General features: G+C 52.6%; 17 protein-coding genes. 11 read left to right on the forward strand and 6 right to left on the reverse strand.

Going from position 1 to position 20,543, the window contains the following annotated elements:
• Window position 1: 1 nt before the first annotated feature.
• Both kynU and IE055_RS01595 read right to left on the reverse strand, forming a co-directional pair.
• Window positions 2-1,252: a kynureninase gene (gene kynU, locus IE055_RS01590; protein WP_189398254.1), complete on the reverse strand. Its 1,251-nt coding sequence runs from the start codon at window positions 1,250-1,252 to the stop codon at window positions 2-4.
• The gene (locus IE055_RS01595) at window positions 1,249-2,142 is read right to left on the reverse strand and encodes an alpha/beta hydrolase family protein (protein WP_189398255.1); all 894 of its coding nucleotides are present in this window, start codon (window positions 2,140-2,142) and stop codon (window positions 1,249-1,251) included. Before IE055_RS01595 ends, kynU begins: the two co-directional genes overlap by 4 nt.
• 146 nt (window positions 2,143-2,288) lie before the next feature.
• Between IE055_RS01595 and IE055_RS01600 the strand changes: the two genes are divergently transcribed.
• The 3 genes from IE055_RS01600 to IE055_RS01610 all read left to right on the forward strand — a co-directional run bounded on the left by IE055_RS01600 (window position 2,289) and on the right by IE055_RS01610 (window position 7,066).
• A complete protein-coding gene (locus IE055_RS01600; RefSeq protein ID WP_229794071.1) occupies window positions 2,289-2,741 on the forward strand; it encodes an acyl-CoA thioesterase in 453 nt (150 codons plus the stop codon).
• Between the two features lie 123 nt (window positions 2,742-2,864).
• A complete protein-coding gene (locus tag IE055_RS01605; RefSeq protein WP_189398256.1) occupies window positions 2,865-3,956 on the forward strand; it encodes an efflux RND transporter periplasmic adaptor subunit in 1,092 nt (363 codons plus the stop codon).
• Window positions 3,953-7,066 carry an efflux RND transporter permease subunit gene (locus IE055_RS01610; protein ID WP_189398257.1) on the forward strand — a complete coding sequence of 1,038 codons (3,114 nt, stop codon included), beginning with the start codon at window positions 3,953-3,955 and terminating at the stop codon, window positions 7,064-7,066. The genes IE055_RS01605 and IE055_RS01610 overlap by 4 nt, the downstream gene beginning before the upstream one ends.
• On the opposite strand, the gene IE055_RS01615 is transcribed toward IE055_RS01610, so the two are convergent.
• The 4 genes from IE055_RS01615 to IE055_RS01630 form a co-directional block, all read right to left on the reverse strand.
• The gene (locus IE055_RS01615; protein ID WP_189398258.1) at window positions 7,063-9,303 is read right to left on the reverse strand and encodes a xanthine dehydrogenase family protein molybdopterin-binding subunit; all 2,241 of its coding nucleotides are present in this window, start codon (window positions 9,301-9,303) and stop codon (window positions 7,063-7,065) included. The genes IE055_RS01610 and IE055_RS01615 overlap by 4 nt on opposite strands.
• On the reverse strand, window positions 9,300-9,794 hold the full coding sequence (locus tag IE055_RS01620) for a (2Fe-2S)-binding protein (RefSeq protein ID WP_189398259.1): 495 nt from the start codon (window positions 9,792-9,794) through the stop codon (window positions 9,300-9,302). The genes IE055_RS01615 and IE055_RS01620 overlap by 4 nt, the downstream gene beginning before the upstream one ends.
• 93 nt (window positions 9,795-9,887) lie before the next feature.
• Entirely contained in the window at window positions 9,888-10,727 is an 840-nt protein-coding gene (gene fghA / locus IE055_RS01625; RefSeq protein ID WP_189398907.1) for an S-formylglutathione hydrolase, read from the reverse strand.
• Window positions 10,728-10,879: 152 nt separating this feature from the next.
• Complete coding sequence (locus IE055_RS01630; protein ID WP_189398260.1) at window positions 10,880-13,093, reverse strand: TonB-dependent receptor; 2,214 nt, start codon at window positions 13,091-13,093, stop codon at window positions 10,880-10,882.
• Between the two features lie 170 nt (window positions 13,094-13,263).
• Here IE055_RS01630 and IE055_RS01635 point away from each other — a divergent pair, with 170 nt between their 5' ends.
• From IE055_RS01635 to IE055_RS01670, 8 genes are all read left to right on the forward strand, one after another.
• Window positions 13,264-13,902 (forward strand): rhomboid family intramembrane serine protease, encoded by a 639-nt coding sequence (locus tag IE055_RS01635; RefSeq protein WP_189398261.1) that lies wholly within the window; start codon window positions 13,264-13,266, stop codon window positions 13,900-13,902.
• A gap of 24 nt (window positions 13,903-13,926) precedes the next feature.
• Window positions 13,927-14,703: a sulfite exporter TauE/SafE family protein gene (locus IE055_RS01640; protein WP_189398262.1), complete on the forward strand. Its 777-nt coding sequence runs from the start codon at window positions 13,927-13,929 to the stop codon at window positions 14,701-14,703.
• Between the two features lie 80 nt (window positions 14,704-14,783).
• Window positions 14,784-15,575, forward strand: coding sequence for a sulfite exporter TauE/SafE family protein (locus tag IE055_RS01645; RefSeq protein ID WP_189398263.1), 792 nt, complete (start codon window positions 14,784-14,786; stop codon window positions 15,573-15,575).
• Between the two features lie 175 nt (window positions 15,576-15,750).
• Window positions 15,751-17,739 (forward strand): ATP-binding protein, encoded by a 1,989-nt coding sequence (locus IE055_RS01650; protein WP_189398264.1) that lies wholly within the window; start codon window positions 15,751-15,753, stop codon window positions 17,737-17,739.
• A gap of 73 nt (window positions 17,740-17,812) precedes the next feature.
• Entirely contained in the window at window positions 17,813-18,163 is a 351-nt protein-coding gene (locus IE055_RS01655) for an arsenate reductase family protein (RefSeq protein ID WP_189398265.1), read from the forward strand.
• On the forward strand, window positions 18,163-19,122 hold the full coding sequence (locus IE055_RS01660) for a DHH family phosphoesterase (RefSeq protein WP_189398266.1): 960 nt from the start codon (window positions 18,163-18,165) through the stop codon (window positions 19,120-19,122). The genes IE055_RS01655 and IE055_RS01660 overlap by 1 nt, the downstream gene beginning before the upstream one ends.
• Window positions 19,106-19,645: a hypothetical protein gene (locus IE055_RS01665; RefSeq protein WP_189398267.1), complete on the forward strand. Its 540-nt coding sequence runs from the start codon at window positions 19,106-19,108 to the stop codon at window positions 19,643-19,645. Before IE055_RS01660 ends, IE055_RS01665 begins: the two co-directional genes overlap by 17 nt.
• 1 nt (window position 19,646) lies before the next feature.
• Window positions 19,647-20,540 carry a uracil-DNA glycosylase gene (locus IE055_RS01670; RefSeq protein ID WP_189398268.1) on the forward strand — a complete coding sequence of 298 codons (894 nt, stop codon included), beginning with the start codon at window positions 19,647-19,649 and terminating at the stop codon, window positions 20,538-20,540.
• The last annotated feature ends 3 nt before the right edge of the window (window positions 20,541-20,543 follow it).

Consider the following 20,543-nt stretch of genomic DNA (forward strand, 5'->3'; position numbering starts at 1 on the left):
GTCACGTTACCGGCCCGGCAGTACTTTTGCTGAACTCGGGCCGCAAGTAATCTTGTTCACGGACGATACGAATTAATTTTTGTGCCGCCAGCCAAACGTCTTCGTAGCGTAGATAGAGTGGCGTAAAGCCGAAACGGATAACATCCGGTGCGCGAAAATCGGCCACGCAACGCGCTGCGATTAAGGCTTGTGTGATCGCGTAGCCGTGCGGATGCGCCAATGCGACTTGGCTACCACGTTCAGCATGCTCGGCAGGGGTTAATAGGCAGAACTCATGCCAGCATTCTTCGGCTTGTAGGATGTTGATGAACAAGTCTGAGAGTGCCAGTGACTTGGCTCTTATTGTCTCTAGATCGACGCCGTCAAACACATCCAGCGCGGCATCCAGCGCACTCATTGCCAATACACTGGGTGTGCCGCATAGATACTGATTTATTGAAGGTGCAGGTGTGTAGTTCGGGCTGAACTCGAAAGGCTTGGCGTGTCCCATCCAACCGCTTAGCGGCTGCGTATGTGCGCCGTGATGGCGACTGGCGGCATACACAAAGGCTGGCGCTCCAGGCCCGCCGTTCAGATACTTGTATCCACAACCAACGGCGAAGTCAACCTTCCACTCGTCCAGTGATAGGGGCATCGCCCCGGCGCTGTGTGCCAGGTCCCAGATAACGAGCACGCCTGCCTTATGCGCGGCTTCGGTCAGTGCGCGCATATCATGACAATAGCCAGTACGAAAATTTACTTGTGTCAACATCAGTACGGCTACCGAGTTGTCCAAGTGATCGATTAATTGGTTGGTATCAAGCGTGACGAGTTCGCATCGTGTTTCACCAAGGAGTGAGGCCAGGCCTTCGACCATGTATAAGTCTGTCGGGAAGTTATCCCGCTGAGAAACGATGCGATGCCGACCCTGTTTGGCTTGGATTTGCAGTGCAGTAGATAACACCTTGAACAGGTTGACGGAAGTTGAATCGCAACACACAACTTGCCCGGGTGCGGCCCCGATCAAGGTGCCGATCTTATCTCCGACCTGCTGTGAAAGCCGGATCCAGCCATGTTTATTCCAGCTGGTGATTAAGTCTTGTCCCCATTGTTGCTGTACCACGTGTTCGAGTCGTTGGCGGCTCGCACGGGGTAACGGCCCCAACGAGTTCCCGTCCAGATACTGGGTCTCAACAGGCAATTCAAATAGCGCCCTGGTATGCTTCAAGGGGTCTTGTTGATCCAGTGCGCGAATTGAGTCTGGACACGTCATGGTAGTAACTCCGCCAGATTTCGTAATAAGGACTTAAACGCAGGTGTGCCAGGGTGAACCCAGTCGAAATGGCCCGCTCCCTCGGTGATCTGAGTCAATTCTTGTAGGGCTAGTGTTTGCTCAATCGGCACGATCGAGTCTAGGTCACCGTGTAATAAACGTGTCATTGGGTGCAGCGTTCTATGAATTGGATTAGCTTCTCGGTAGTGCCGTACTAGTTCATCCGGTGTGCCCCCCATAAACGCAGGTGTTGCAGTTTGGCAGCTATTTTTGCCACGCGCGTAACGCTCGATATCCACAATTGCCGCTAAGCCGATGACGCCTTGTAGCCGTTCAGTACGATCGCTTCCGGCCAGCAATGCCAGATGGCCACCGGCGGAATGTCCGGTTAGTACGACGCGACTTAAATCAAGCGGCACGGTGTCAAGCTCGAAGAGTGCATCAATGCCGTTCAACACGTCAGTATAGGTGTTGGGCCAGCCGCCATTGGGGTCGCCTGTACGACGATACTCGAGCGACCAAACTGCGTAGCCAGCATGCCTTAGCGCGGTGCTCATGGCATGGCTGTGGCTGATGTCGAACTGGTTCAACCAACAACCGCCATGAATAAAAATCACTACCGGATAGCCGTCTTCCGGCACCACGCTAGACTCGCCCGAAGGTAGCCATAGCTCGGCAATCTCGACCTCTGATTCCCCGTATTGGTGGCGTGAAGAGGGCGCTGAAACTGGCAGTGCGGTGACTGCTGAATAGGCTACATTGCGTGCCGAGGGGAGGTCACACAATGCGCCGTCGTTGTTTTCTCTTTCAATCAGAGACGTAGCCGCAGCATGGTTCATCGCGGCGAGCGCGAAGCATATAATGACGTGAATTAGAGCAAGTGTTTTCATCGCACTAGTTTACTGCAAAATGATGTAATATCCGTTTGAAATGTAATTTCATGGCGCGCCGAACTCGCTGTGACTGACTTGAAGTTGATCTGCTGTCCGGCGACTCATGGCTGATTACGCCACTAACCAGAACCGGAGAATGAATCGTGCAACAACCATTCACACATTATTTGCGAGTGCGTTATGCAGAGTGCGATGCGCAAGGTGTGGTCTTCAACGCGCGTTACGGTGAATACGTCGACGTCGCTGCCACGGAGTTCTCTCGGGCGGTGTGGGGAAATTACCAAGATCTTTTGGCGCGAGGTCTCGACACTCAAGTGGTTAAACTCACCACTACTTGGGTTGCACCAGCTCGATTTGACGACGTGCTGGCAATCGACGTCGCACTGGCCCATCTCGGGCGCTCTTCGTATCAGTTGACATTGACACACCGTTGTCATCCGACCGGTAAGCACATTGCCACCTCCGAAATTACGTATGTGATGGTGGACAGTGGCGCATATCAGTCCACGCCGATACCCGATGATCTACGTCAACGCCTAACAGATGCCGGTGCGGGGCAGGTCAGCAACCATGCTGGTGTTGAGCTCCCTGGATGAGTGAAAAACTAAACGAAAATTTGAACTATTTTCGTTTACAGTAAGCGAATCGTCACGTTGCCGCCTTTTTGCGGTGGTATCCTACCGAACGATATTGGCCTAAGCTGAATTTAGAGAAAGATAATGTTGTTAAGATCTGTATTCCTCACCCTGAGTGTTTGGCTACTTGCCGTTGGTACGCCTGTGCAGGCGCAGAATGATGGCGGTGCGACTGGCGTGTTTGTCGCACCGGTTAAACTGGCGTCTTTTTCCGATGATATCGAGGCACTTGGCACCTTGACGTCAATACAAAACGTGACCCTAGCGTCAACCGTGACTGAACTGGTGACTGCCGTACATTTCCGTGATGGGCAGCGCGTGAAGCAAGGTGAGCTATTGGTTGAAATGGATGCCTCGGAAGAGTTGGCAGAACTTGCCGAAGAGCAGGCCTTAGTGGAAGAGGCGCGTCGTCAAGTGAATCGCTTCGAGCCGTTGGCTGGTCGTGGCGCTGCGTCTGAAGCGGCCTTGGATGAGAGCCGACGGTTGCTGAAAACTGCGCAGGCGCGAGTGCAGGCTGTTGAAGCCCGAATTGCACAACGTAAAGTAGTTGCACCATTTGATGGCGTGGTTGGCTTGCGGCAGATCAGCGTGGGGGCTTTAGCGCAACCAGGCGCTATGATTACCACAATCGACGACGACAGTGTTATGCAACTGGACTTTTCAGTCCCAGAATTGTTTTTGCGTACATTGGTTCCCGGATTGAAGATTTCGGCCACGGCTGCGGCGTTTCCAGGACAAAGCTACGACGGTGAATTAACCAGCGTCGATAGCCGCGTCGACCCCATTACTCGCGCCATCACCGCCCGAGCTTTAATTCAAAATGAGTCGCGACAACTCAAACCGGGTTTATTGATGCGCGTGACACTGCGCAACAATCCACGTCAAACTTTGGTGGTGCAGGAAGAGGCGATAATTCACAACGCTGATAAAGCGTTCGTATTGGTGGCGATACCAGAAGGCGAGGCGCATCGAGCAGAGCGCCGAGAGGTAAAACTCGGTGTGCGACGCGAAGGTGAAGTAGAAGTCCTTGATGGTGTGGCTGCCGATGAGCTGGTGGTGGTGCATGGCACCATGACTGCGCGCGATGGTGGCCTGCTGGCGATTCAGGCGATCGAAAGCAAGGGAGAAACGCTTAAGCAAATGTTGGAAGCGACGCCAAGTCAGGACGCCTCATGATTCTGTCGGATATTTCAGTTAAACGGCCAGTGTTTGCGGCCGTAATTTCATTGTTGCTGATTGCCTTTGGTCTGGTCGCCTTCGAGCGATTATCCTTGCGAGAATATCCAGACATCGACCCGCCGGTCGTGACCGTGCAGGTGGACTATCCGGGTGCGCCTGCGAATATCGTCGAGACTCGCATCACCCAGATAATAGAAGAACGCGTCGCGGGTGTAGCGGGGATTGAATTTATTGAATCGACGTCTACTGACGGACGCTCCAGCGTGGTGATCGAATTTTCAATTAACCGTGATATCGACTCGGCAGCGAATGACGTGCGTGATCGAATTGCCGGCGTGATGGACAACCTGCCCGAAGAGGCTGATCCTGCTGAGGTTCAAAAGGTCGACAGTAACAACGACGTGATCCTTTGGCAGAATTTGGTGAGTGATCGATTGACGGTGCCGGAGTTAAGCGACTACGCGCGTCGATACTTGATTGAACAATATTCGGCGCTGGACGGCGTCGCACGTGTGATTGTAGGCGGTCGCCAGAGTTACGCGATGCGAATCTGGCTGGATCGACAAGCGTTGGCCGCACGTGGTCTAAGTGTGAGTAATGTTGAGTCGGCTTTGCGCGCCGAGAACATAGAGCTACCCGCGGGGTCGATTGAATCGAACGAAGTACTTTTTAAAGCACGCGTTGATCGTAGTTTCAAAACGCCGGAGGACTTCGCGAAACTGGTATTGCAGCAAGGGGAAGACGGGTATTTGGTGCGTCTGGGCGACGTGGCGCGCGTCGAAAAAGGGCTGGTAGAGGATCGCACGTTTTTCCGTGGCAATAAGGAGCCGATGGTGGGCTTAGGTATTGTACGGCAGTCGACCGCAAATACCATTGATGTGGCTCGGGCGGTGAAAGCCTTGAGTGCACGATTGAATAAAAATTTACCGGAGGGAATGTCTGTCAAGCAGAGTTTTGACGCGTCAATTTTTATTCAGTCATCCATTAATGAAGTGTACAGCACGTTGTTCATCTCGATTGCCTGTGTGGTATTCGTAATTTATCTTTTTCTGGGCAGCTTTCGGGTGATGTTAATCCCGGCAGTGACGGTTCCCGTGTCGCTTATTGCCACGTTTATCGCCATTTACGCCTTCGGGTTCTCGGTTAATTTATTGACTTTGTTGGCGCTGGTGTTGGCGATTGGCCTGGTGGTGGACGACGCGATCGTAGTGCTGGAAAACATCGTGCGACGGATTCAGGAAAAAAATGAGCCGCCGTTAGTCGCGGCTTATCGAGGCGCGCGACAGGTAGGGTTCGCGGTCGTGGCAACGACATTGGTACTCATCGCGGTATTTGTACCGATCACCTTTTTGGAGGGAGATTTGGGACAACTGTTCACGGAGTTTGCGTTGACCATTGCCGCAGCGGTAGCGTTTTCCTCTTTGGTCGCGCTGACCTTGTCCACCATGTTGGCCTCTAAAATTTTGTCGTCCGAAACACCCAAGCCCAATCGCCTGGTGGCCGGCGTTGACAATTTGTTTCGTAAGACGCGCCGGGCATATCGCCGAATTTTAGTGCGTACTTTTCGGGCGCCGGCCATTCCACTGGTGGTATTTGGTATTTTGATTGTGGTCTCGGGCTTGTTATACAAGGGTATCGAGCAGGAGTTCAGCCCGGCCGAGGATCGCGGTGCTTTCTTTTTGTTGGTTAACGGTCCAGAAGGTGCCAGTTTTCAATACATCAACGAATACATGACCGAAATCGAGGCGCGTCTGATGCCCTTGGTGGAGAGTGGAGAGATCAATCGACTCCTGGTGCGCGCGCCACGCGCGTTCGGCTCGATCGAGAGTTTCAATAGTGGTATCGCGATTGTGATTTTGAACGATTGGTCGCAGCGACGTTCTGGTTGGGAAATCATGGACGATGTGCGTGAACGTATCAAAGATCTACCCGGGGTTCGTGCGTTTCCAGTCATGCGGCGAGGCTTTGGTGGTGGCACGCAAAAACCGGTCCAATTTGTGGTCGGCGGCTCAACCTATGAGGAAATTGCCGAATGGGTCGATGTCTTAAAGGCTAAGATTCAGGAAGACAACCCAGGCTTTTTGGGGTTGGACAGTGATTTCAAGCAGACGCGACCACAAATCGATTTTGTTGTGGATTACGAACGGGCCGCCGATCTCGGCGTCACCATTGCGGAAATTGGGCGTACGCTCGAAACAATGATGGGTGGGCGTCGGGTTACCACGTATCTAGAGCGGGGTGAAGAGTACGACGTCATTCTGGAAGGTGAGCGCAGTCAACAACGGTCGTTTAATGATATTCAAAATATCTACGTTCGTTCCGCGCGGACTAACCAGTTAATTCCGCTGTCGAATCTGGTAAATATCAAAGAGTACGGGGCTGCAAATAGTCTAGCGCGGTTTAATCGAGTGCGTGCTATCACGCTGGATGCCAACCTGGCCGATGGGCTTAGTTTGGGCGAAGCATTGGCGCACTTGGAAGCGCTTGTAGATGCCCATTTGCCGGACGAAGCTGTGGTTGACTATAAGGGTGAGAGTCGCGCATTTATGACGTCGGGTGGTTCCATAATGTTTGTGTTCTTACTCGGGATTGCCGTGGTGTTTTTGGTTCTTGCAGCACAATTCGAGAGCTTCTTGCATCCGTTGATTATTTTGACCACGGTACCCCTGACTATTGGTGGCGGACTACTGGGTTTGGCTGTTACCGGCCAATCTCTGAATATTTATTCGCAGATTGGTTTGATAATGTTGGTTGGCCTGGCTGCGAAGAACGGCATCTTGATCGTCGAGTTCGCGAATCAGCTCCGCGATGCGGGCTACCGATTTCGGCGCGCAATTTTGACCGCTTCGGTGACTCGATTGCGTCCGATCGTGATGACGGGGTTGACTACCGTGGCCGGAACAATTCCGCTAATTCTCGCCAGTGGCGCAGGCGCCGAGACGCGTTTGGTAATTGGGACGGTCATTCTCTTTGGTGTGCTCGCATCCACGGCACTAACGGTGTTTATTGTGCCTGTGGTGTACAGTTTGGTGGCCCGTCGGACGACTTCGCCAAATGAAGTCGCCCGACAGCTGGAGACGGAAATTAGCGTTACGCGGCGGGCTTAGTTAAATCGTACGTGCTTGCTGAAAGGTAGCTCGCGGATTCGCTTTCCAGTTGCTGCGAAAATCGCGTTCGCGAGCGCTGGTGCGGCCGGCGGTACGCCGGGTTCACCGACGCCGCGGACTTTGTCGCCATTTTCCAATACTCGTACCTCGATCTCAGGTGCTTGATTGAAGCGCAAGGAAGGGTAGTTGTGAAAGTTGCGTTCTTGTACCTCGCCGTCTTTTACCGTAATTTGTCCCATCATGGCAGCAGCTAGGCCGAAGTTCATGCCGCCCATGACCTGAGCTTTGACATTGCGCGGATCCAGAGCGATACCGACATCCACAGCAGCCCAAGCTTTGACCAACTTGATACTGTCATCAATCGCAGCAACTTCGATCACCTGTGCCGTGGGTACGCCAAATGACAAAACAAAGGCAAGCCCTAGGCCATGTCCGTTTGGTCGTTCGCGGCCCCAGTCAGAGAGTTCGGCTACCGCCTCCAGTACCTTGCGAGACACATCATGATTAATTAATTGCAGCCGCATTTCCAACGGGTCCAAACCGCCGGCATGAGCAATCTCATCTAGCATGCTTTCATGAAAGAAGCCATTCTGAGAGCCGCCGACCGAACGCCATGAGCTGACCGGAAAGGCCTTGGGTGTGCGATAACCGGTAACACGATAGTTTTTAATGTCGTATGGTTGGTCCCAGGCAGCTTGCACGATCATGATGTCCGGCCCACCGACTGGCACACCTAAACGGCCCATCTGTGACTCAGCCACAGATGGCGCGGCGAGATGTAAATCACAGGTATCGATCGTGTTATTTTCGAGTTTGGCTTTGAAACGCGCGATTGCCATTGGTCGATAAAAGTCATGGCTAGTGTCTTCTTCACGTGTCCAGGTGGTCTTAACCGGTGTGCCTTCGAATTCTTTAGCAATACGAATTGCTTGAATTACAAAGTCCATCTCGGCGCGTCGCCCAAAGCCACCGCCCATTAACGTTGTGTGAACACGTATGTTTTCTTCGTCGAGGCCGGTAATCGCTGCGCCTTCTTTGAGTGCCTGAGTTGGCAACTGGTTGCCTGCCCAGATATCGAGTTTGCCATCGCGCAGCCACGCGGTGGCATTCAATGGCTCCATGGCCGCATGTGCCAGATACGGTACCTGATACTCTGCCTCAATCACTTGGCCAGACTGCAGAGTTTGTTCGACGTCGCCGTCGTCACGAAATTGACTGTCTTGATGATCTGCCGTGAGGCTGTCGCGTACCGCCGCAAGGAGCCCTTTAGTATCGTTGGCGTAGCTTGCATTGGCCCAGTTACATTGCACTGCATTAACTGCTTTAAACGCATACCAAGTGTTGCTAGCCACCGCTGCAACGCCGTTGTTGACTTGAATGATGCGTTTCACGCCGGGCATGGTTTCGGCTTTGCTGGCGTCGAACGAGGTCATCGGAGCGCCGAGTCGGGGGTTCATTCTGACCGAGGCGTAAAGCATCTCCGGTAACTCGACATCGATACTGAACTCCGCAGTGCCGGTTGATTTAGCGACTACGTCAACTCGTGGCATTGACTTGCCCAGCAGTTTCCACTGAGATCGCGGTTTAAGTACCGGTTCCTTGGGCGGTTCAAACCTAGCCGCTGTAACCGCTAATTCGGTGTACGCCAGGCTGCGGCCATCGCTGGCCAAAACCTGGCCTTCGTTGGCAGAAAGTTGACTGGTCGCCACGTTTAGTTGGGTACTCGCAGCTTGTAGCAGTACTTCGCGCGCGGCTGCGCCGGCAATGCGCATCTTGTAAAATGCATCGGGTATAGAGGACGAGCCGCCAGTGATTTGAAGTCCAAGAAACTTGGCCGGAACTTTGGTGAACTCGCGCACCATGTTAGCCGTCCGGCTGACATCGGTCGTTGCGAATGGAATGCCTTCTTCGAGTACGGCGGCGTTGAAATACGCATTCGATGCTGGGCCGTGGAGCACGTTAATAGAGTCCAGTGCAACTTCGAGTTCTTCCGCAACCAAGGCGGCCAACGTGGTGTGTACACCCTGACCCATCTCCGCCCGCGGTGCAATAATGCTGACACCTTGCTGATCAATAATGATGTACGGCGTGAGTGCGGTTGCCGAGTCATCTAGGTCGGATTTGAGCGGGTTTTCTATTGGTTGTTTGTACTTCCAATAGCCGAAAGCGACACCACCGGCGATGGCGACGGAGCCGACCAAAAAAGTACGTCGGGTTATTTTGCCCAATGTGCTCATGCCGTGCCCTCCGCGTCATCATTCTGTGGAACCGATTGTGAACGCAAAGCTTGAGCTGCGCTCTTAATCGCCGCTCGAATCTTGGGGTAGGTGCCACAGCGGCACAGGTTGCCCGACATGGCGGTGTCAATTTCCGCATCCGACGGGTTGTTATTGGTCTCGAGTAACGCGGCGGCAGACATTATTTGTCCGGACTGACAGTAGCCACATTGGGCGACCTGATGCTCAATCCAGGCGTGTTGCACAGTGTGCAATGCGTCCGGTTGTCCCAGGCCCTCGATGGTGGTCACCGCACCTTGCACGGCAGACGCCGGGTAAGAGCAGGCGCGCACCGGGCGGCCATCAATGTGCACCGTACACGCTCCGCACATTGCAATGCCGCAGCCGAATTTGGGGCCCTTGATGCCCAATTCGTCGCGCAGTACCCAGAGTAACGGCATATCTGGAGTGACCTCGACGTCATACTCCTGCTCATTGACAACAAGCTTCATGGTTTGCCTCCCGACCCTCTATAATTTTGTGGTTTAGGAATAATCATACACTTCGTCGAGTATAAATTGTATGGTCTTGCGCTTGCCTGTGTATCAGTCCGTCAAGTGTTCAGCATGAAACGCGATATGCTCGCCGATAAAGCTAGCAATAAAAAAATAAGAGTGATCATAGCCTTCCTGCATTCGGATTTGCATCGGGTACTTGGCGGCTTGGGCTGTTTCGACCAGCAACTCAGTTTTGAGCTGCGTCTCCAGAAAGTCGTCACCGGTGCCTTGATCAACTAATACCGGAAGTTGGTCTGTGGCTATAGCAACCAAGGAGCACGCGTCGTACTGCAGCCAATCGTTCCGGTCGCCGCCGAGGTAATGCGTAAAGGCTTTCTCGCCCCAAGGACATTGAGTGGGGGCAACGATGGGTGAAAAGGCGGACACCGATCGAAAGCGAGCTGTGTTTTTGAGTGCGATCGTCAGTGCGCCGTGCCCGCCCATCGAATGACCTGAAATCGCCTGTCGTTGTGAATCGATCGGAAAGTTCTGCTCAATGAGCGTGGGCAATTCTTCAATCACGTAATCGTACATCTGATAATTCGTGGACCAAGGTGGCTGGGTCGCGTTTAGATAAAAGCCGGCACCTAAACCGAAATCCCAGCCGCCGTCTGAATCATCGGGAACACTGTCGCCGCGTGGGCTGGTGTCGGGACAAACGATGGCTATGCCGTGCTCCGCTGCATAAACCTGTGCGCCTGCCTTGGTTACGAAATTTTGATCAGTGCAGGTCAAGCCCGAGAGCCAGTATAGTACCGGCACTGGACCAAACTCGGCTTGTAGTGGCAGGTAGATAGAGAACGTCATCTCACAGGACAACGTTTGTGACGGGTGTGTGTACTGGCGTTGTCGTCCACCGAATGACTTGATATCGGAGTTCAGTTGCATGAAAAAGGCCTCGTGACCAAACGTTTGAATAGACATCAGTGTAGCTGCTGCTCGTGTCGACGACCAGTGCGGATTCCGGATTCGCCTGCTGGGCTCTGAAAACAAAAAAGGGCATGCTAAGCATGCCCTTTTTGGTCGCCGTTTTTAACGGTTTAGAAGCGTTTTGTGAACTCTAATCCCCAGAAGGCGGGTTCATTGACGAAGGCGGTCAGATTCAGGAAGTCGAGTGCGCCATCGGCTACCACTTCATCCGTAATGTTGCGTCCAACCAATGCGATATCGATGCTGTTGTCCGCGTTTTTGTAGCCAATGCGTAATCCACCGATCCAGCGTTTCTCTGCTACAAATTCAACCGATTCGTACAAGAAGATATTGGAGTCGCTGCGGTAATTCCAGTCGGTTTGTGCGTACACCAGACCATTCTCAAGCTCGTAATCGTAGTCGAGTGAGAAATTGAATAGCCACTCAGGTGCGCGAGGCAGTGGGTTGCCGTTTACAGAGACCAGATTGACGGTGCCAAAGAATCCCGGGAAGGTGTCCACAATCGGGTCCAGTGAGGTACACAGTGGTGTGGCTGAACACAATTCGGTATTTAGATTCGGATCTTTGATCTCTGTTTCGTTGTAACTCAAATTGGTGTTCAAACGCAGATTGTCCGTGACCAGGAATTCGAACTCAGTTTCAAAACCGGAGCCGGTCACCTCGGCTGCATTCAGCAGTTCATTGGTGTTGCCAGTCCCGCCGGTAGCGGTCAGTTGCTGGTCGTCAATGGTGAAAGTGTACACCGTGGTGTTCCAGCGGCCGCGCCCGTCAAATAGGTCGGCTTTGAAGCCGACTTCAAACGACGTGATTTCTTCGGTATCCGCCTGGCTGACGAAGCCAAATCGACCCAGTGTAACCGGCCCGCGAGATGCCGTGGCCAATCGTGCGTAGGTGCTCCATTCGCTGTTCAAATCGTAATTGGCCGACAGTTCCCAGCTAAAGTAGTCATCACTGGCTTCGATGGTCGCTGCTGGTGCGGTAGACCCTGGTCCTGGAATGACTTCAAGCTCCTTGTCATCGTCTGTGTAGCGCAGACCGCCAGCGATAGAGAACTGCTCGGTCAGATGAAACTCGGCTTGGCCGAAGACTGCCATCGAGCGCGTGTCCTGCTGTGCTTGAGTCAGTTGGATGCGGTCACCCGAGTTGGCAAAGTCAATGCTGTCTACCGTAATGTCTTCATCTAAGAAGTACACGCCAACTTGATAAAACAGATCATCCAGATCAACCGCATAACGCAATTCTTGAGTTAATTGACTGTGATCTGATAAGCCGTCACCAGAAGACACGCTGAAGAATGCTTGACCACCTAATTGGCCGATTGCTTCAGGTCCACCCTGAACGCCGCCGTCAATGTCAGCTTGGCTGAAGCTCTCGACGGTATCGTACGCGGTGATTGATGTGATTGTGGTGTTGTCCCGATCAAACGTTAGTTTGGCACTGCCGCCGAAGTGGTCAAGCTCCATGCCCGATACCAGCGCGTCGTGTGACGCGACCTCAGGATTAAAGCCTGGCCGCAGACCTTCAACACCGGGTGTGAACGCGTTGCCATAAAATATTTGTGGCTGGTTGCCGTCTTGTTTGAAACCGTGCAATTTGAATAAGGCTGAAAATTGGTCATTCGGTGTTGCCAACAGTTGTAAACGGTAAGCAAATTCATCAAATTCACCAAAATCATCGCCCGCCCCGTTGAAGGTATTGTCGATCCAGTTGCCACGATCCAAGTATTTGAATGACGCGCGTGCAGCAAGTGTGTCGCTTACAGCGCCACCGACTGCACCTTCTGCCGACACGGTTTCGCGGCTGCCATAGCCCAAGCGGATATAGCCCTCCGATTCTTCGGATGGTTGAACCGAATCGACTTTAACCACGCCAGCCGTGGTGCTGCGACCAAATAGCGTGCCTTGTGGGCCTTTTAACACCTCGATGCGTTCTACATCAAACAGCGGGATGCTTTTTAGTACCGAGTTCTCTAATGCGACCTCATCCATAATCATGGACACTGGCTGTGTGGCATTGACATCGAAATCATAGTTGCCAAGGCCGCGAATATAGAATCGTGGCGACTGGCGTCCATTCGATGATTCGATTTGCAGGCTCGGTACACGTCCCGCCAGTGCGCGAATATTTTCGCCAGCACCCAAGAGGTCCTGCACTTGCTCTGATGGAATCGCCGACACGGCAGCGGGGATGTCCTGTAAGGTTTGTTCACGTTTTTGCGCGGTGACAACAATTTCCTCAAGGGTTAGATTGTTCTGCGCGGAAGCGACAGTCGAGAGACTGGCTAGTCCCACAACCAGTGGGGCAGTAATGAATCGAATACTCATAGTAAAAATCCGGGTAAACACGTTGGGTCAAGCTGAAAAACTCTAGGAGTGGTGACTTTACCACCAACGACGTTGCAAAGAACCCCTAAACTCATGAATTGCCAACATTTTGGCCGCAAAAATAGCGAAACGCGATACTATAGCGGTCTGATCAACCATGCTATTTTCCCATGCCTGCTGAGCTATTTACCGTCACCAATCTACTGGTGGCAATCACCTGTGTTGTCTCCTTTCTGGTGATGGAAAACCAAGCCGTCAAATCCCAGTTGTTATTTCATCCTGCGACGGTGCGACGGGAAGGTGAGTGGTACCGCTTTTTGACTTCCGGGTTTATTCACGCGGATATGTTGCACCTGTTGATCAACATGTTTGTTTTATGGTCATTTGGTAATGCCCTGGAGACGAGCTATTTTCCCGTGTTTCTGGGTGAGGGGACCGCGCTTAAGTTTTTGATCTTGTATCTGGGCGGCATTGTGGTGGCTTCGATTCCGGACTATTTTCGTCATCGTTACAACAGTACTTACGCTGCTTTAGGTGCGTCTGGTGGGGTATCAGCCGTGGTGTTTGGCGTGATCATTTTTGCGCCTTGGCAGAACCTTTACCTGTATGGTGTGATCGCCATTCCACAAATCGTGGCTGGGGTTGGCTATCTCTGGTACTCCTGGGTCAAGGACAAACAGGCCAATGACAACATAGGTCATATGGCACATTTCGCCGGCGCTGTGTGGGGTTTTGTTTTTACTGGCTTGATGAATCCGTATCTATTCGTGTCGTTCGTGCAGCAAACGCTGGCTGGCCCGAATTGGTGATCGGCGAACACTCGTAATCCGATGATGTCTGCATTAGATCTCAACGCGGCGATGACTGCGGGACTAATGGTGGCCGCATTTGTCACAGCCGTAGTACACGGTGCCACCGGCATGGCTGGTGGGATTTTGTTGGCCGCAGTCCTGACTCATGTGGTCGGGATTAAAAATGCAATTCCGTTGACCACGTGTGCTTTGATCATCAGTCATAGCAGCCGCGTTTGGTTGCATCGACATGAGATAGACTGGCAATCGGTGCGACTCGTTGGCCTGTTCGCGGCACCAGGAATTTTGTTCGGGGCGTGGCTGTTTGTCGGTTTATCTGCGACCACGGTGGCATTGGTGATGGCTGCGTTTTTAATATGCTCGATTCCGGTTAAGCTCTGGGCGCGACGACAAAATTTGCAGGTGAGCGACGTGTTGCTTGGCTTGGCCAGCAGTGTTTGGGGCGTGTTAGCTGGGAATGTCATCGGCCCGGGCTTTGTGCTGGCACCGTTCCTGCAAGGCCGTCGCTCGCAATCTTTGCGTGGCCAGTCACGGACTCTCACACGAACTGAGTTTGTCGGCACCTTGGCGTGTATCGTGTTGGGCATGAATTGCATCAAGTTGCTGGTTTTTAGTGGCACCGCCTTGCTCACCTTCGATGGGCTGTGGTTGGGCGTTGCCTTGGGGCTGGCGACCATTCCCGGAAACTGGTTGGGTAAAACGGTGTTGCTACGCCTGAATGACGATTCACATCAACACCTAATTAACGTGATGACAATCCTGCTCAGCGCGTATTTTTTCTATCAGGCAGCATCGTAAGCTGCTACTCTCTGGCGCTGGGCGGTCGTCATACGATGTGCCCGTGCGCCGATTGATCAATTTTCTACTCTCGTTCACCGATGGATTTTAGTTACTGGTATTTTTTCCTGCTCGCGTTGTTTGGTGCTGTGGTGGCGAATTCCACTGGTGCGGGTGGCGGTGTGGTGTTTGTGCCGGCGTTTAATTTGTTGGGGTTGTCCCCTGATTCCGTGATTGCTACCAGTTTCGCGATCCAGTGCTTTGGGATGACCGCCGGTACGCTCGCGTGGTTCAAGCATGCCAAGCTGCAACAGGCGAGCAGTGCACCAAGTGTTTGGCGCGAATACTTGCCGCATATTATATGGTTCGGTTTGCCTTCTATGCTTGGTGTTGCGGCAGGTCAAATCTTGTTTGAGGCGCGTGCTGCGCATGAGGTTGTGAGTCTGTTTAAAGGCTTCTCGATTATGTTCGCGATCTCGATTTTAGCGACCACGTATTATCTTATTCGGGCGCAGAAACGGAAGCTACCGCCCGTACAGGCACAGGGATACTTCTACCTTCTGTTTATGACGGTCGGTCTCGTTGGCGGTGTGATTACCGCTTGGTTATCCATTGGCGTTGGCGAATTAGTCGCCGTGCTGCTAATTTTAATGCGATATCCGGTGCGTATGGCCGTCGGCGTCGCGGTGAGCGTTAGCGCAATGTCGGTCTGGGTCGGCGTACAAAAATACCTTTGGTTGATGCCTGCCATCGATTGGAATGTCTTGGTCTTCGCTGGCCCAGCAGCGTTGGTCGGTGGCACGCTGGCGAAGCACGTGATTGCTTGGTTTACCCCAGTGCAGCTTAAATTATTCATCGCTGCCTGGATTCTGTTTAGTGCCATTGCCATGTAGTATCAATAGCTGGGGGTACAATTGGGCTTCACGGCGGGCTGGACAGGCTCTCCATCCAGTGTTACAACGGTAGGGTTGCGATTGACTCACGCCGACCGGCCCGTAGATCGGGCTCCCTTAAAATTACACAATACATTAACTCTGCTCTGCTCCTGCCAGGGTGCTTAGAGGGAATATGGTTACGACTGCTCGCCTAAACAAAACTCGCTATGCCTCGCTGCTCGCTGCGATGATAATCCTATTGGTGCTGGGCTTGCTGGGGCAGGTGTTTTGGTTGCAGCCTGCGCTGAATCAAGCCGCGACGCGTTTGAGCGCGGGTCTGACAGAGCAAAAATTGTGGTTGAACGCCGATGTATCCGGTCGAGTAAAACGTGCGTCGCTGAAGAATTTTGTTTTACAGTTGCAGCAAGGTGGCGCGGTTGCTACTCCGCTTGATGCGGTCGAAGTGCCTGCGTTACCCAATCAGGTGCTTGCAACTGAACTCAATAATTTGGTCATTGCAATGCAGGATGGCGATGACCCTGCAATTCGTTCCGCGGTGGAAACCCTAAATGCCGGACTCTTGGCGCAATTGCAGCAAAAGCAACTTGCTCGACTGGTATTCTGGCTCGCGATTTCATTGGGTGTGGTTGGGTTAACGGCGAGGTTAGTGTTGGGTTTACGCAAGGCACTAGTGCGCTCAGAAATTATGTTGAGCGCAAGTCAGCGAGAGAACAAAACGATTTTGGAAGCCACCAAGGAAGGCTTATTTATCGTTAAACCCAATCACCAGGTCGGCTCGGTTCAGTCGCAAGCCGTGCAGACGTTGTTTGGAATCGATGAGCCAATTCGTGGCGACTTTTTTGAATTTTTAAAGCGATTGATTAGTTTCGATGACCTGAATGAAGTTCGTGCCCATGTTACCGCCAAGCTGGCGGGTAGCCGGGTCGAGAGCAGTACCGTCGCGTCTCAGGCTTTGAATGAGATTGAAATCGTCACCGAGAATAATAAGGGCTACGTGAAGCGCAAGTACCTGAGCTTTGAATTTGCTCGCAACGAACAAAATCCTGCTGCAGGTTTGTTGGTGACCGTGTCGGACGTTACGCCGCAAGCGGATCTCAAGCGAGAGTTGAAAGAACTCAGCCGCCAAAATGACGAGCGGTTTCAGTTGTTGCTGGGCAGTGTTGCAACGCAGACTGCTGAGACCAAATCATTTTTCCTACAAACGCATCAGCATTTGAAGGCAATTAACGATGCATTGCGAAACTCAGATCAGCTTCATGCCTCACATGAGGGCAAAATGCAGGAAATTAAAACGGCAGTGAATGCGCTTAAGCAACAAGCGGCAGAGGTTGGTAACGTGCTTTTAGAGACTTCGGCACAGGCGTTTGAGGTAAAAGTTGATGTTCTGTTGGAGGCGTCAGAAGTCAGTTCTGAGCAGATCGTGAACCTCGGCGCGCCACTAAAGCAAATGATCGCCGAGTTGGATATCCTTGAGAAATTGTCGGCAAGACTCGGTGTTAGACAAGCAACGACACCAGCTTTGTCAGTAGTCAGTCAGCCACAGGGAGTGCCGAGTAACGCAAGAACTTCCAAGAACGATGAACTGTCTCACTTTGCTCAAGCGTTTGCTGCGAGTCAGCAAAAGCAGGCATCGTTGGTACTGTCTGGGTTCGATGAAGATGTTTTTCAGCCTCAGTATAAGCCTGAGTTGATTAAATTATTTCAGCAGTTGGTCGAAAATGCGGTGATGCACAGTTTGGAAGTTCCCAATGAGCGTCTTCGTGCAGGTAAGGCCGCCACGGGCGTTGTCACCATACAGCGACACGACTCGAGCCAGTCGGAGGTGCGCTTTTCGGTGCAGGATGACGGTGCGGGCATCGATTTTGATGCAATCAAACAGGCAGCGGTGTCGCGTGGCATTCTGACAAAAGAGGTAAGTGAACGTTTATCTAAAAATGAGCTAGTGCGCCTGGTGTTTATTTCCGGGTTCTCGACGGCAGCCACGCAAGCCGATGAGCCGGAGCAGGGCATGGGCCTGGAGCGCGTAAAAGCGGCCTTGACTGAGATGGGTGGTAAGATTGGTATCGGGTCGCCAGATGGTGTTAGGGCGCAATTTATGATCAGCCTTCCGACATCCGTGTTGAGATCTTCCAGTACTGCACAGCAGCCGGCTAGCGTGTAATTAGGCCATGCAATGGCTGACGATGTCGGCCGAAGCGACTATAATTGCGCTTTGAATTGCCCTCGGCCAACTTATGAAGCTTTATCAGTACCCAAAGTGCTCGACCTGTCGCAACGCGGTTAAATTTCTGCGTGCGCATACTGTCGAGTTTCAATCGATCGATATTACCCTACAACCACCAACAGTGGATGAGCTACGTACCATGCTGGCGGCGTACGGCGGAGAAATTGGGCGTTTATTTAATCGTTCCGGAGTTCGGTACCGTGAACTGAAATTAAAGGATTCACTGCCAACCATGTCTGAAGCGGAGGCGTTGGCATTGCTGGCGAGTGACGGAAAGTTGATTAAAAGGCCATTTCTGGTTGGCACAACAGGTCCTTCTTTGGTGGGCTTTAAGGCGGACGAGTGGCAGGCGGTGGTGTGATGCGGTATGTAGATTGTTTTAATGGCGATGCCGATGGCATTTGTGCGTTGACGCAGTTGCGTCTGCATCAACCAGTCGAGTCAGAACTGGTGACTGGTGTTAAACGTGACATTAAACTATTGGAGCGGATCAAGGTTCAACAAGGGGATTTAGTTACCGTGTTGGATATCTCCTTGGATAAAAACCGGTTCGAGCTTGAAAGAGTGCTTGGCTCGGGTGCGACTGTATTTTACTGCGATCATCATTTTGCCGGCGAGATACCAGATCACCCAAAGCTCACGACCTTGATTAATACAACGCCCGACGTTTGCACCAGCCTACTGATAAATCAGCAATTGAAGGGGCGCTACTTGGCCTGGGCTGTGGTGGGCACCTTTGGGGATAACTTACTAAAATCTGCTCGTGGTCTTGCGAAACCCCTGGACCTCACCGATGCTCAGCTAAACGAGCTGGAGTTGCTGGGTATCTACCTGAATTACAATGGGTACGGTGCCGGGCTTGAGGATTTGTATTTTGATCCAGCAGTTTTGGCTCAGCGTACCATGCAGTTCGCCTCGCCGTTTGAGTTTATGCTGGAGGATCCTGAGACCTTTGGTACCCTGAAGCACGGGTACCACTCCGACATGAATCACGCTGCTGCGATGACGCCGCATCACCGGTCAGCCGAGGCAGAAATTTATATCTTGCCAAACGAAGCTTGGGCAAGGCGCGTTAGTGGCGTATTCGGGAATGACCTGGCCAATCGAGCGCCAGATCGTGCACATGCCGTGTTGACTGAACGCAGTGATGGACAGTTTTTAGTCAGTGTGCGCGCGCCATTAAATAACAAGCAACACGCGGACGTTGTCTGCCGTCAGTTTGCCACAGGCGGTGGACGTGCCGCGGCGGCGGGCATTAACCAATTGCCGGCGTCTGAACTTACTCAGTTTATCTCGGTGCTGTGTGAAACCTATCGATAAGCAATCTGCCGAGCCGGAAGCTGATACCCGCGACAAAGTCGTGCGCATCGTCGAGCGGATTGGCAGCGTGGCAGAGGGCCTGTTGCGAAAGGTTAGCTGGTTTGTCGGCTTTGGTGTGCTTGCCTCTGTGTACCTTGCCTGGCTGGTGTATTCGCCAGAGTCTGCTTGGTGGTGGAATGCTATTAAATGCGTGATTGTGTGTTTGCCAGCATTACTGTGGAGTTTTATCTGGTTTGTGTTATCACAACTCAGTGAAGCACCGACGCAGGTTGCCGGCTTGATGGATGGTGACAATCAATTGGTCGGTCATCTCAAAGCGATGCACCTAGGCGAGAGAAAAGGTGTGCGCGGGCTTTTCAGCACCTTAAATGCGGTGCGCAATGAGGAGGCGTTTAGTGCCGTGTTCGACACGATCGGTGGCGTGACCTTGCTGGCTAATCCGTTATTCGCGTTTATTGCCTTGGTCACCGGGTTACTGTTGCTTTTATTGGTGTTGATCGCCGCCTTATTTTTGGTGTTCTGACATGACGTCCGAGCTGCTCAATCAACTGCATGTGCAAGCGTGGCGCCTACGTGCTAAGCCAGAGATTCAGGTTGTCTCTGCACCGCCCGAAACCGTTGAGCCTGAAGGCATACCAGTTCCTAGCACGGAAACACAAGCTGTCCAGGAGGTGCCCGCACTGGACGATGATGCGCAGGTTGGAGCCATTGAATCTGAGCCGTTTGTGGCAGCGCTGGGGGGGCACCAGGTTCCGGTTTTGGCTCCGGTTATGGTGGCTTCGGAGCCAGCGTTAACGGCACCTGAAATGCGCGAAGAGCCGGAACATGTCATTCCCGATATCTCAGAACCGTTGGTCTCCGATCCGGTTGCGGTCGCAGACTGGACCACATTGCAGTCCATGATCAATACCGGGCTCCTATGCCCGAGTTGTAATACCAATAACGCTGTAATGGGCGACGGCAGTCAGCAAGCACAGTGGCTATTTGTATTTGACTCACCAACCACGACGGATCTGCGAGAAGGCCAGATTTGTAATGGTCGGGCTGGGGGCTTATATGACGCACTGTTGTCCGCTTGTGGGATGGCGCGGACCAGCGTGTACACGACCACGGTGTTCAAATGCGCACCGACGGACGATCTAAGTCTGTCGCCAGCATGCCATGCCATATTACGTAGACAGATTGAGTTGATTGCGCCGAAGGTGGTGGTGGCATTCGGTGAGTTTGCTGCACAGTCGGTGCTCAAGGCCAACGAACCCTTGGATGCTCTTCGTAAACAGACTCAGACTTGCTTCTCGACCGGGGTTCGAGTGGTACCGACGTACAGCCCATTGCAGATGCTGGAGCACAATGAATTGAAAGCTGAGGTGTGGCGCGATTTGTCGACAGCGTTACGCTGGTATCGTCAGCTTCCGTAATTG

The organism is Arenicella chitinivorans (genome assembly GCF_014651515.1).
Classification (GTDB): Bacteria; Pseudomonadota; Gammaproteobacteria; order Arenicellales; family Arenicellaceae; genus Arenicella; species Arenicella chitinivorans.